Source organism: Prevotella sp. S7 MS 2 (assembly GCF_000762865.1).
Lineage (GTDB): Bacteria > Bacteroidota > Bacteroidia > Bacteroidales > Bacteroidaceae > Prevotella.
This window is the reverse complement of record NZ_JRPT01000002.1, coordinates 55,310-68,356: the sequence shown is the minus strand read 5'-3', so window position 1 is coordinate 68,356 and position 13,047 is coordinate 55,310. Positions and strand designations below refer to the sequence as shown.

Genomic DNA, 13,047 nt, shown 5'->3' with positions numbered 1-13,047 from the left:
CTTATGAGCGAAAAGAGACTTGGTTCATTGACCAAATTGAAAGACGATCTCTTCAAAGATATAGAACTTTCAAACATCAGTCGATTCCGTGGTGAACTGATGGGGGCTGCCATGCTCTTTATTATCCTCTTTCATGTGGGGTTACCTCGTTGGGATATGTTCTTCGGATTGCGCAGAATGGGCAATGTAGGAGTCGATATGTTTCTCTTTTTGAGTGGAATTGGGCTGTGGTTTTCGTGGACTCGCACTCCCTCGGTACGTCATTTCATGGTGCGAAGGTTTCTCCGTATTTATCCGGCATGGCTCATTGCGGCTTCGCTCTACTATATTCCGCGCTTCCATGGAGGCGATGTTGCGGCATGGATAGACCTCATTGGCGACATCACCATCAATTGGGACTTCTGGTTACACGACGAGTTAACCTTTTGGTATATCCCTGCCATCATGATGCTTTACCTTTTTACGCCCTCTTACATGGAATTGATTCGACGCCATCCCATCTATCGTTGGTTGCCCGTATTGATGATATTGTGGTGTGTATTGGTACAATATGTGACACCCATTCATGCTACTGTGGGGCATTTAGAGATATTTTGGAGTCGCATTCCCATCTATTTCATCGGCATCAATATGGGAGAAAGCGTGCGAAGAAAGGATACGATGGACGGTGCATCCATTTGGATGATACTCCTGACATTTGCTATGACGCTCTTCTCTAGTATCTTTATGGAGCAGAACTTGCATGGAAAGTTCCCTCTTTTTATTGAGCGTATGCTCTATATTCCGCTCACTATTACATCGATTTTACTGTTGAATCGTGTCTTCCGACGCACTCCTGCGTGGTTCAATCGCTTCTTTAGCTTTGTCGGAGCATTGAGTTTGGAAGCCTATCTTGTACATCAACATTTCGTATTAGCGTATATTCCGGCTCGTTGGAGCTATTGGCCGACGTTCTTAGTATGCGTCGTTATCACCCTGCCGGTGGCTTGGTTGTTTGCCAAACTTGTTATGTGGATAGCCCGACAATTGGAAAAAATGATATTATAAGCCCATGAAACAACTCCTCAAACTAATACGTCCGAAGCAGTGGACGAAGAACCTTTTCGTGCTGTTACCCCTGTTTTTCGGTGGTCAGCTGCTTCATCCAAATGTCCTTATACCCGGTATTATCACCGTGTTGGCTTATTGTATGGTCGCTTCTTCCATTTATTGTTTCAACGATATATATGATGTGGCCGATGACCGACGCCATCCGGTGAAGTGTCATCGCCCCATTGCGTCGGGAGCAGTGTCTATCGCGCAGGCCTATATGACTATGGGCATACTGTTTTTGCTTGGTCTTGGCTTTGTGGCTTTGCTCCCGTCTCATCGTTACGAGACTGGTGGTGTGTTGCTGGCTTACTGGGTGATGAACCTCATCTACTGTGCCCGACTCAAGCAATATGCCATCATTGATGTGTGCATCGTGGCCTTTGGCTTCGTATTGAGGCTTTTGGCCGGTGGCATGGCTACCGATGTTGCGTTGAGTAAGTGGATAGTCTTGATGACATTCTTGGTCACCTTGTTCATGAGTTTCGCTAAACGGCGCGACGATGTCGTGCGTATGAACGAGACGGGAGAGGCTCCACGCAAGAATACCAGTCGCTATAATCTCACGTTCATCAACCAAGCTATCACCATCACAGCATCCGTAACACTTGTTTGTTACATCATGTATACAGTGAGTTCGGAAGTTACCGAGCGTTTCGGAACAGACTCGTTGTATCTCACTTCTATCCTCGTATTGGTGGGATTGTTACGCTATATTCAAGTAACGGTGGTCGATAAGAAGAGTGGAGACCCCACAAAGATACTTTTAGCCGACCGTTTCATGCAGTTGATAGTGGTGGCATGGATACTGTTTTTCTTAGTGATTATATATTAGGAGTTATGGAGTTAATGGGAGTTATGTTTCGTGTTGCTCAACGGAGTTATGTCATATGTTTATTTGCTATTGGCTTAACTACTTTAACTCCATAACTCCTGTTAATTCTATAACTCCTTCTAAAAATCAATAAATCATGAAACATATCTTCGCTTTCGACTTTGATGGCACTTTGACCACACGAGATACGCTCATCGATTTTATACGTTTCACCTGTGGAACAGGCCGTTTCCTACTAGGATTTTTGCTTTATAGTCCGCTATTGGTGTTGATGAAGCTACATCTATACCCTAATTATAAAGCGAAACAGAAGGTGTTTGCCCATTTTTTTCGAGGTGTTTTGCTAGACGAGTTCGACCGCCTCTGCCGTCGATACGCCCATGAGCGCCGTCAAGTCTTGCGCCCTTCGATGCTTAATATCCTTCGTCGGGCATTACAAGACGGTGCCGATGTGTATGTAGTCAGTGCGAGTGTGGACAATTGGGTAGCTCCTTTCTTGGCCGAAGAGGGCTTGGATGTGACGGTATTAGGCACGCAGATAGAGGTTAAGGATGGTCTGTTGACCGGCTTCTTTAGCAGTAAAAACTGTTACGGGGCAGAGAAAGTAGAGCGTCTGAAAGCCGTGTTGCCTGCCCGAAACTCCTTTCACCTTACCGCTTATGGCGATAGCCGAGGCGACCGAGAGATGTTGGCTTGGGCCGATGAAGGCCATTTGGTATAGTCGTTGTCACCGCCTTTGCCGACCGACTATACCTGTATAATCTACCATTTTAGTATTCCGTATTTTTCTTTATACCACAGTTGCCACGTGTTGATGATGTTCTGCCATATCATGTAGGCACATGGTGCGATGACCGCCAAGGGGTTTAAGAACGTGATGGTAAGCCATATTCCCACGATAGTGTTCTTTTGTCCGAGTGCTTGTCCGCCACTGATGCTGTCTCCATATTGGTGTCCGACGAACTTACCGATACCGAAGAGCGCCAGACTGATGAAGAGCGGAAGTATCAACATGAGCAGAAGCATGTGGGTAGAGAGTTGTGCGTGAAGCATCGTCTTGAGCGTGAAGCCCATCAATATGGATAGGTTGATACTCCAAATATAGAAAGCCAAGTTCTTACGACGTTTGAACCAACCGGCTACTTTGGGCAAATATCGGCGTGTAAGCAGTGCCAAACACAGTGGAACAACAAGTACCATGACCACTCGTTTCAGCACCATGAAGAAGGCAAACATAAAGGTGATGTTGGCAGCTCGTTCTATCATAGGGAAGAAAAGCGGTATAATAACCGATGTAAAGCAATTGGCTATGATGGTATAAACGGTCATGGAAGCGATACTACCGCCTAGCTTCTCGGTGATAACGGCTGCAGCTGCGGCCGTAGGACAGATGACGCAGATAAAAATTCCTTCGAATAAAATCTTTTGCTCTGGGTCTTTGATGTGGAGAATTGCCAATACTACCAATGCAGATAAGACCGTCCTGATGCCTTGTAACCAAAAATGCCACTTGTGAGGACGAAAATCATCCATCCTTATCTTGCAGAAAGTGACGTACAGAATGAGGAAGATAAGTATCGGCATGACGTCTACCAAGTGTGGTCCAACGATGTTCCCAAAGGGCTGGAGCATCGGAACTTGGGAGAACAAAAGGTAGACCAAAGAACCAAAAACGATGGCACAGAGCAGTGTCCATTTCTTGATAAAAGCGAGAAAAGCCATAAATCGGCGTGTTAAATTGTAACTATACAAAAGTAATATATTCCTGTGGCATGGCAAAATATAGCATGCCTGTTTTGCTGCAAAAGCCAAACAGCAATGCTGCAAAGTGCAGACAATAATGTTGCAAGGCAGAGGCAGCGACGCTGCCAAGCCTTTGCAGCCAGATGACAGATAAGTGAACGAGCAGACAAGTAGACGAGTTGTATATCTATGATAGCCAAGATAGTTTCTTTATCTCTTCACTTACGATTCCTTGTTTTTGCTTTGTTTTTCTTTCGCTTTATTCGTTTTTACTCTCATTTTTTATGATTATCTTTGCAAGTAACAATTATCAATCAAACCTAAATATTAGATGAAACGAATAATCGCAGCGATTTTCGCGGCGTTGTTTACTTTTGCTTCACATGCGGTAGGAGTAAAAAATGCTGTCGATTATGTGAGTGTACTTGTGGGTACACAATCAGAATTCAAACTTTCTACAGGTAATACATATCCTGCTATAGCCATGCCTTGGGGTATGAACTTTTGGACTCCGCAGACCGGAAAGATGGGTGATGGATGGCAATACAGCTATACGGCATACCAAATCCGTGGTTTGAAGCAGACACATCAGCCCAGTCCGTGGATCAATGATTACGGCCAGTTCTCGTTGATGCCTACCGTTGGCAATCCCATATTCGACGAAGAGAAACGCGCCAGTTGGTTCTCTCATAAGTCGGAAGAGGCCACTCCCTATGCTTATAAGGTGTATTTGGCCGATTACGACGTGACGGCCGAATTGTCACCGACAGAGCGTGCAGCTTTGATGGAGTTCACTTTCCCTGCTACCGATCAGGCAAACGTGGTCATCGATGCCTTTGATAAGGGGTCGAAGGTGCGCGTGATACCGAGCGAGAATAAGATAGTAGGCTACTCAACCCGCAACAGTGGCGGTGTGCCCGATAATTTCAAGAACTACTTTGTGATGGTGTTTGACCATCCTATCAGTCAATATCTCATCGCTAAGGATGGCGAGTTGTTGAACGGAGAGACCGAAGCTAGCTGTAATCATGCTGGTGCTATCGTCACATTTAGTACCAAACGAGGCGAGAAAGTAGGCGTACGCGTGGCTTCGTCGTTTATCAGTGAAAAGCAGGCCGAGCGTAATCTACGTGAGTTGGACGGTAAGAATATGGCGCAACTGAAAGCACAAGGTCGTCAGCAGTGGAATGATATGCTGGGTAGGATAGAGGTTGGCGATGAGTCGTCTACCGACCATCTGCGCACATTCTATTCTTGTTTGTATCGTTCGTTGCTCTTCCCACGCAGTTTTTACGAGTTGGATGGTGATGGAAAACCAGTGCACTACAGTCCTTATAACGGCAAGGTGTTGCCCGGATATATGTTTACCGACACCGGTTTCTGGGATACCTTCCGTAGCCTTTTCCCCTTGCTGAACCTGATGTATCCGTCACAAAGCACGAAGATGCAGGCCGGATTGGTGAATGCTTATAAAGAAAGTGGTTTCTTACCGGAATGGGCCAGCCCCGGTCATCGTGGTTGTATGGTGGGCAACAACTCCGCTTCGGTGGTGGCTGATGCTTACTTGAAAGGGCTTCGTGGATACGATGTGGAGACCCTTTGGGAAGCAGTTGTACACGGGACACAAGCTGTTCATCCCACCGTATCGTCTACCGGCCGACTCGGTTGGGAATATTATAACAAGTTGGGTTACGTGCCTTACGACGTGAAAATCAATGAGAACGTGGCTCGTACGTTGGAGTATGCTTACGATGACTGGTGTATCTATCAGCTGGGTAAGGCTTTAGGTAAGTCGGAACGCGAGTTGAAAGTGTACCGACAGCGTGCTATGAACTATCGGAATGTGTTTGACCGAGAGAGCCGATTGATGCGTGGGCGTTTGCAGAACGGTAAGTTTCAGTCGCCTTTCAACCCTCTGAAGTGGGGCGATGCATTCACAGAAGGCAACAGTTGGCACTACACTTGGTCGGTATTCCACGACCCTCAAGGACTTATTAATCTCATGGGTGGCAAGCAGATATTCAATGAAATGATGGACTCTGTGTTCAATCTTCCACCCGTGTTCGATGATAGTTACTACGGTCAGGTAATTCATGAGATTCGCGAAATGCAGATTATGAACATGGGAAACTATGCACATGGCAACCAGCCCATCCAACACATGATTTACCTCTACAACTATAGTGGGCAGCCATGGAAGGCTCAGAAGTGGGTACGCACGACTATGGACAAACTCTATACAGCAGCTCCCGATGGCTATTGTGGCGACGAAGACAACGGTCAGACGTCTGCTTGGTATGTCTTCTCGGCCATGGGCTTCTATCCGGTATGCCCCGGTAGCAACGAGTATGTGCTCGGTACACCCTACTTTACCGATATGACACTGCACCTAGAAAATGGAAAAACGATGAGAATTCAGGCCGACAGTCATGAGCCTTATATCAATTCTATGCTGTTGAATGGGCAAAATTACACACATAACTACCTGCGCCATGCCGACTTAATGAATGGTGGTAATATCCGATTCACGATGTCGGCTACTCCTAACAAGCAACGTGGAACGCAACAGGTAGACGCTCCGTACTCTGTAAGTAAACCTAACAAAAATGAAAAATAGAGACAGACTACTTTGTGCCGTGGTGTCGCTCTGCATGGCAGGGAACGCTATGGCTGCCCAAAAGAAATTCCCTTATCAACAAGCTAATCTACCTATCAGTGTGCGTGTGAGCGATTTGCTGTCGCGCATGACACTCGAAGAGAAAGTAGGGCAGTTGCGTTGTACGCTGGCTTGGAACTATTATGATATACAAGGCAAGAAGGTTGTGCCTTCAGCCTTGTTTGAAAAAGAAGTGGGACAAGAGCATGTGGGCATGCTGTGGGGTACCTATCGTGCCGACCCTTGGACTCGTAAATCACTCTCAAACGGCTTGAATCCGGAGTTGGCTGCCAAGGCCGGCAATGCCATGCAGAAGTATGTGATGGAGAAATCACGGCTTGGTATTCCACTATTTTTGGCAGAAGAGGCTCCCCATGGACACATGGCTATCGGCACGACTGTATTCCCTACGGGTTTTGGAATGGCTGCCACGTGGAGTCCGATGCTCATAGAAGCAGCCGGAAAGGTGATTGCCAAGGAGATACGTTTGCAGGGTGGACACATCAGTTATGGCCCTGTGCTCGACCTGAGTCGTGACCCTCGATGGAGCAGAGTGGAAGAAACGATGGGCGAAGACCCTACGCTTTCGGGCGAAATAGGGGCTGCAATGGTACGCGGACTGGGCGGTGGAAACCTTTCAAATCCCTATGCTACGCTAGCAACATTGAAGCATTTCATCGGTTATGGAACGACAGAGGGTGGGCAGAATGGTAATCCTACGTTCCTCGGAATGCGTGAGATACAAGAGAATTTCCTCCCACCATTCAAGAGAGCCATTGATGCCGGCGCCCTATCGGTGATGACTTCGTACAACTCGCTCGATGGTATTCCCTGTACGGCAAACGATTATTTCTTGAAGAAAGTGCTGCGACAAGATTGGAAATTTCGCGGTTTCGTGGTGTCAGACTTGTATAGTATCGATGGTATTTGGCAGACTCACCACGTGGCGGAGACTCGTCAAGAAGCCGGAGTCATGGCTTTGAAAGCCGGAGTAGATGTAGATTTAGGCGCGTTGGCATATCAACCACTGGTCGATGCTTGCCAAAAGAAGATGGTAGATGAGGCTCTTATCGACTCTGCTGTGGCTCAAGTGCTGCGCATGAAGTTTGAGATGGGGCTCTTTGAACATCCGTATGTAGATCCGAAACAGGCTACCAAGGAAGTGAGGACGGCCGAGAATATGGATGTGGCTTATCGGGTGGCGCAGGCTGCTGTGACACTGTTGGAGAATAAACACAACACGTTGCCGCTGTCGAAGACCATGCGTGTGGCTGTCGTAGGGCCTAATGCGGATAATGATTACAATCAGTTGGGCGACTACACGGCACCGCAAGCTGAGGGTAATGTGAAGACTGTACTCGATGGAATCAGACAGAAAATAGGTGTCGGAAAAGTGGAATACGTGAAAGGTTGTGGCGTGCGTGACACCGTAGATGTACATATAGACGAGGCGGTGGCGGCTGCGCGGCGTGCCGATGTGGTCGTGGCTGTGGTCGGAGGGTCTAGTGCTCGCGACTTTAAGACAAGCTATAAAGAGACCGGAGCAGCAGTGAGCGACAGCAAAAGTCTAAGCGATATGGACTGTGGAGAAGGGTTCGATCGTGCTACCTTATCGCTGTTGGGACGCCAAAACGAGTTGCTTAGTGCACTGCGTGCCACGGGTAAGCCACTAGTAGTGGTATATATCGAAGGCCGTCCGCTTGATAAGACATGGTCGGCAGAGCATGCCGATGCCCTATTGACCGCTTATTATCCCGGTCAAGAAGGCGGTCGTGCCATTGCCGATGTGCTCTTTGGCGATTACAATCCAGCCGGTCGACTTCCCGTGAGCGTTCCTGCTGCGGTAGGACAATTGCCGGTTTATTATAATAAGAAGGCTCCTGAAACCCATAACTATGTTGAAATGTCGGCTCGTCCGCTCTATGCTTTTGGCTACGGATTGAGCTATACCACTTTCAAATACAGCAATCTGGCTGTTAAGTCGATGGGAAATCAGCAATTTGAAGTAAGTTTTGACGTGACCAACACAGGTAGTCGGGACGGTGAAGAAGTGGCTCAGCTCTATTTACATGATGAGGTTGCGTCGACCGTTCAGCCCATTAAGCAGCTCAAACACTTTGAACGTGCAATGATCAAGAAGGGTGAGACCAAGCATTTTTGTTTCGTTGTAGACCAAGACGACCTCTCTATTGTAGACCGAAACATGCAGCATCGTGTGGAACCGGGGCGTTTCGATGTGCTCGTGGGTAGCTCTTCTGACAATATATTATTAAAAGGTAGCATAGAAGTGAAGGAATAAATAAATGGCAAATATGAAAAGACAACTATTCTTGGCTGTGGCTTTGGCCTCATCGCTATGGGCTTCGGCTCAAACCAACCCATTGTGGATGCGTTATAGTCGTATCTCTCCTGATGGACAAACCATTGCGTTCTCGTATAAAGGCGACATCTTTACGGTGCCCACGACGGGTGGAAGTGCACGTCAGATAACAACCAATTCGGCTTACGACTCATACCCTGTATGGAGTCCGGACGGCCAAAAAATAGCCTTTGCATCAAGTCGTGAGGGCAGTCTTGACGTATATGTAGTGGGTAAAGACGGCGGTGTGCCGACGCGATTGACCTATAATAGCGGCGACGAAATACCGATGGCGTTCAGCGATGGTATGCATGTATTGTACTCAACAAGCTTGATGCCGACCTCTAAATCTATTATCTTTGCAAGCGGTTCATTCCCTCAAGTATATCAAGTGAGTACCGAAGGCATGGCTAGACCGACGCTCTTCTCCGAGCTAACGATGTGCGATGTGAGCATCAATAGCCGTGGCGACGTTCTTTATCATGACCAAAAAGGCTATGAAGATCTTTGGAGAAAGCATCATACATCGCCTATTACGCGCGATATATGGGTAAAGCGAGAGGGTAAATACAGCAAATTGACCTCTTTTAATGGTGAAGACCGCAATCCTGTATGGGGTAGTGGCGACACCTATTATTATTTAAGTGAGGAGAGCGGAACTTTTAATGTGTACCGACGGAATTTAGATGGCAGTGGAAAACAGCAACTGACAAGTTATAGGGGTAACCCCGTGAGATTCTTATCGCGTAGCAACGATGGCATGTTGTGCTATGGTTACGACGGTGAGATTTACACCCTTCGTGAGGGACAACAGCCTAAAAAGGTGGCTGTAACAGTGGTGTCCGACCGTAACGACATCGATCTTGACCGGCAGACCTTGACACGTGGTGCGACGGAAATAGCAGTCTCGCCCGGTGGAAAGGAAATTGCTTTCGTGCTACATGGCGATGTATACGTCACTTCTGTGGAATATAAGACGACTAAACAAATCACCAATACGCCTGAACAGGAACGTAGTATTGACTTCGCACCGGACGGTCGAAGCATTGTTTACGCCTCTGAGCGTGGTGGATTGTGGCAGATTTACCAGTCTACCATTAAGAAAAAGGAAGAGAAGCTCTTCACTTATGCCACCGAGATAGAGGAAGAACAGTTGGTTAAGAGCGACCAAACTTCGTTCCAACCTCGCTATAGTCCCGATGGTAAATCGGTGGCCTATCTGGAGAATCGCACCACATTGAGGGCGGTAGATGTGAAGAGTCACGCCCTGCGTACGCTCATGGACGGTAAGTATATGTACTCTTATAGTGACGGCGACCAGTGGTTTGAGTGGAGTCCGGATAGTAAATGGTTGCTCAGTAGTTACATTGGTACCGGCGGATGGAACAACAGTGACATCGCACTGGTGGCAGCTTCAGGTTCCGGAGAAATCCATGATATTACCGAAAGCGGTTACAACGACGGTGATGCCAAGTGGGTATTGGGTGGTAAAGCCATGCTCTTCCAGAGTGATAGAGCCGGTTTCCGTAGCCATGGAAGTTGGGGTTCGGAGTCGGATGCCTACTTGATGTTCTTCGATTTGGATGCTTACGAGCAGTTCAAGATGACCAAAGAAGAGAAAGGACTCTTTGATGAAGCGAAGAAGAAAGATAAAAAAGACGATGCCAAGAAAGACGAGAAGAAGTCTAAGAAGGTGGAACCTTTGAAGTTTGATCTTGATAATTGTCGCGACAGAGTGGTTAGATTGACGGTCAATTCTTCCCACATGGGTGACGCAATTCTTAGTCCCGGTGGCGATACGTTGTACTATCAAGCCGCTTTTGAAGGTGGTTACGACCTGTGGCGTCATATGATCCGTGATGGTAAAACAGAGATAGTAGAGAAGAATATAGGCCGTGGCGGTATGCAAGCTGATAAAGATTTCAAGAATATCTACCTGTGCAACTCTACCATTAAGAAGTTTGATGTGGCAAAGAAGAGTTCTTCTGCTATCGGTTTTGAGGCTCGATTCAACTATCAACCCTATAAAGAGAGACAGTATTTGTTTGACCATGTATGGCAACAAGTGAAGGATAAATTCTACGATACTAATCTGCATGGAGTAGATTGGGTTGGTTATCGCGCCACCTACGAGCGTTTCTTACCTTATATCAACAACCGTTACGACTTCCGAGACATGCTTAGCGAGATGCTGGGCGAGCTGAATGCTTCGCATACCGGCGCTCGTTTCTATCCCGATGGAGCCAAGTTGAAGACGGCTGTATTGGGGCTTTTCTTCGACCAAACGTACACTGGAGATGGTCTGAAAGTCGATGAAGTCATCAAACGTGGCCCATTTGCCGTGAAGAATACAAAGGTTCAGCGTGGTAGTATCATCGAAGCTATCGATGGACAGAGGATAGAAGCAGGTAAAGCCTACGATATGTTGCTCGATGGAAAGGCCGGAAAACCGGTACGAGTAACGGTCAACAATGGTGGCAAATCGTTTGATGTGACCGTTCGTCCCATCTCTAAATCGCAGCAAGATGAGCTCCTTTACAAGCGTTGGGTGGATCGTAACCGTGCTATTGTAGACAGTCTTTCGGGCGGACGATTGGCTTATGTGCATGTGAAAGCGATGAATAGCGAGAGTTATCGCACTGTATTCAGTGAGTTGTTGAGCGATAAGAATCGACAGAAAGAGGCCGTCATCGTCGACGAAAGACACAATGGAGGTGGTTGGTTACACGACGATTTGTGCACATTACTGTCGGGTAAGCAGTATCAAAGCTTCGTTCCGCGTGGCCAATTCATTGGATACGACCCTTGGAACAAGTGGGTAAAACCATCTTGTGTTATGGTTTGTGAAGACGATTACAGCAATGGTCATGGTTTCCCATTCGTCTATAAGACTCTCGGAATAGGCAAGATTATCGGCACACCTGTAGCAGGTACGATGACAGCTGTGTGGTGGGAGCGACTCATGGACAACCAAATGGTGTTCGGAATCCCGCAAGTTGGCTGTCGGGATATGCATGGTGTGTATGGCGAAAACAACACTTTGCAGCCCGATATAAAGGTATATAACACTCCTGAAGACTATCTACAGGGAAACGATGAACAACTGAAACGTGCCGTAGAGTTGATGTTGAAGAAATAAGACGAATCCTTTGTGGGATTCATCGAAAACGTTATCTTTGTAAAAAGAACGTGGTTAAGAAGGTGTATTAATAGACTTAGCAATGACACAAGAACAAAAAATAGCAATAGAAGAGCGTATCGTGGACGTGTTGAAGACCGTCTACGATCCTGAAATACCTGTGAATATCTGGGATTTAGGCATGATTTACAAAGTAGATGTGCAAGAAGATGGTAATGTGGAGGTTGATATGACCTTCACATCACCCTCATGTCCGGCTGCCGATTTCATTCTTGAGGACGTTAGAACAAAGATAGATAGCGTCGAAGGAGTGGTATCCAGCAGTGTGAATCTGGTGTTTGAACCTGCTTGGGACCAAAGTATGATGAGCGAAGAAGCTCGCGTGGAACTCGGTTTCGACTAAAATTTGCATGCCCATGAAGAATGTATACTTCCTTTCAGACGCCCATTTGGGATCGCTAGCCATAGAGCATGGTCGTACGCAAGAGCGTCGGCTGGTGCGTTTCCTTGACAGTATTAAGGACAAGGCATCGGCTATCTACCTGCTCGGAGACATGTTTGACTTCTGGAACGAATACCGTTATGTGGTTCCAAAAGGCTATACACGTTTCCTTGGGAAGCTGAGCGAGCTGACTGATAATGGCGTGGAAGTACACTTCTTTACCGGTAATCACGACATTTGGACGTATGGTTATTTGGCAGAAGAGTGTGGTCTCATTGTGCATACCAAGCCTTTAACCACCGAGATATACGGCAAAGTGTTCTTCTTGGCACATGGAGATGGACTCGGAGATCCCGATAATAAGTTCAAATTCTTGCGTAAAGTATTCCACAACCACACCTGTCAACGCCTGCTATGTGCCATCCATCCGCGTTGGGGAATGGCTCTTGGGCTTAATTGGGCCAAGCATAGTAGGTTGAAAAGAGCCGATGGTAAGGAGGCTCCTTATATGGGTGAGCACAAGGAATATCTCGTTCTTTTCACCAAAGAGTACATGAAGACGCACGCCGACATAGACTATTTCCTTTACGGCCATCGCCATATAGAACTCGACTTGATGCTTAGCAAGAAGGCTCGGATGATGATTTTGGGTGATTGGATATGGCAGTTTACCTACGCAGTGTTTGATGGTGAGCACATGTTTATGGAACAATATATAGAAGGAGAGACTCAACCTTGAGTCTCTCTTTTTTTTGTTTTACCTCTTTAAAAAGCTTTCAATAGG

General features: G+C 46.9%; 9 protein-coding genes. 8 read left to right on the top strand and 1 reads right to left on the bottom strand.

From position 1 onward, the window contains the following. Window positions 1-3 precede the first annotated feature (3 nt). The 3 genes from HMPREF0671_RS00870 to HMPREF0671_RS00860 all read left to right on the top strand — a co-directional run bounded on the left by HMPREF0671_RS00870 (window position 4) and on the right by HMPREF0671_RS00860 (window position 2,645). Entirely contained in the window at window positions 4-1,047 is a 1,044-nt protein-coding gene (locus HMPREF0671_RS00870) for an acyltransferase (RefSeq protein ID WP_052052724.1), read from the top strand. 4 nt (window positions 1,048-1,051) lie between these two features. Next, complete coding sequence (locus tag HMPREF0671_RS00865; protein ID WP_036896083.1) at window positions 1,052-1,924, top strand: decaprenyl-phosphate phosphoribosyltransferase; 873 nt, start codon at window positions 1,052-1,054, stop codon at window positions 1,922-1,924. Between the two features lie 133 nt (window positions 1,925-2,057). Next, the gene (locus HMPREF0671_RS00860) at window positions 2,058-2,645 is read left to right on the top strand and encodes an HAD family hydrolase (RefSeq protein ID WP_036896082.1); all 588 of its coding nucleotides are present in this window, start codon (window positions 2,058-2,060) and stop codon (window positions 2,643-2,645) included. Window positions 2,646-2,686: 41 nt separating this feature from the next. On the opposite strand, the gene HMPREF0671_RS00855 is transcribed toward HMPREF0671_RS00860, so the two are convergent. Beyond that, window positions 2,687-3,646, bottom strand: a complete 960-nt coding sequence (locus tag HMPREF0671_RS00855) for a transporter (RefSeq protein WP_036896080.1) — start codon at window positions 3,644-3,646, stop codon at window positions 2,687-2,689. Between the two features lie 352 nt (window positions 3,647-3,998). On the opposite strand from HMPREF0671_RS00855, the gene HMPREF0671_RS00850 reads away from it, so the two are divergent. The 5 genes from HMPREF0671_RS00850 to HMPREF0671_RS00830 all read left to right on the top strand — a co-directional run bounded on the left by HMPREF0671_RS00850 (window position 3,999) and on the right by HMPREF0671_RS00830 (window position 13,002). Beyond that, window positions 3,999-6,284: a GH92 family glycosyl hydrolase gene (locus HMPREF0671_RS00850; RefSeq protein WP_036896078.1), complete on the top strand. Its 2,286-nt coding sequence runs from the start codon at window positions 3,999-4,001 to the stop codon at window positions 6,282-6,284. Beyond that, window positions 6,274-8,622: a beta-glucosidase gene (locus tag HMPREF0671_RS00845; RefSeq protein ID WP_036896076.1), complete on the top strand. Its 2,349-nt coding sequence runs from the start codon at window positions 6,274-6,276 to the stop codon at window positions 8,620-8,622. The genes HMPREF0671_RS00850 and HMPREF0671_RS00845 overlap by 11 nt, the downstream gene beginning before the upstream one ends. A gap of 13 nt (window positions 8,623-8,635) precedes the next feature. Continuing rightward, window positions 8,636-11,821, top strand: coding sequence for a S41 family peptidase (locus HMPREF0671_RS00840; protein ID WP_036896187.1), 3,186 nt, complete (start codon window positions 8,636-8,638; stop codon window positions 11,819-11,821). A gap of 82 nt (window positions 11,822-11,903) precedes the next feature. Then, window positions 11,904-12,224: a metal-sulfur cluster assembly factor gene (locus tag HMPREF0671_RS00835; protein WP_036896074.1), complete on the top strand. Its 321-nt coding sequence runs from the start codon at window positions 11,904-11,906 to the stop codon at window positions 12,222-12,224. Between the two features lie 13 nt (window positions 12,225-12,237). After that, a complete protein-coding gene (locus HMPREF0671_RS00830; RefSeq protein ID WP_036896185.1) occupies window positions 12,238-13,002 on the top strand; it encodes a UDP-2,3-diacylglucosamine diphosphatase in 765 nt (254 codons plus the stop codon). Window positions 13,003-13,047: the final 45 nt, after the last annotated feature.

What these genes read in the sequence shown, in the direction of transcription:
- HMPREF0671_RS00870 (WP_052052724.1), top strand. Translation starts at nt 4, where the DNA reads ATGAGCGAAAAGAGACTTGGTTCATTGACCAAATTGAAAGACGATCTC.
- HMPREF0671_RS00830 (WP_036896185.1), top strand. Translation starts at nt 12,238, where the DNA reads ATGAAGAATGTATACTTCCTTTCAGACGCCCATTTGGGATCGCTAGCC.
- HMPREF0671_RS00840 (WP_036896187.1), top strand. Translation starts at nt 8,636, where the DNA reads ATGAAAAGACAACTATTCTTGGCTGTGGCTTTGGCCTCATCGCTATGG.
- HMPREF0671_RS00845 (WP_036896076.1), top strand. Translation starts at nt 6,274, where the DNA reads ATGAAAAATAGAGACAGACTACTTTGTGCCGTGGTGTCGCTCTGCATG.
- HMPREF0671_RS00850 (WP_036896078.1), top strand. Translation starts at nt 3,999, where the DNA reads ATGAAACGAATAATCGCAGCGATTTTCGCGGCGTTGTTTACTTTTGCT.
- HMPREF0671_RS00835 (WP_036896074.1), top strand. Translation starts at nt 11,904, where the DNA reads ATGACACAAGAACAAAAAATAGCAATAGAAGAGCGTATCGTGGACGTG.
- HMPREF0671_RS00855 (WP_036896080.1), bottom strand. Translation starts at nt 3,646, where the DNA reads ATGGCTTTTCTCGCTTTTATCAAGAAATGGACACTGCTCTGTGCCATC.
- HMPREF0671_RS00865 (WP_036896083.1), top strand. Translation starts at nt 1,052, where the DNA reads ATGAAACAACTCCTCAAACTAATACGTCCGAAGCAGTGGACGAAGAAC.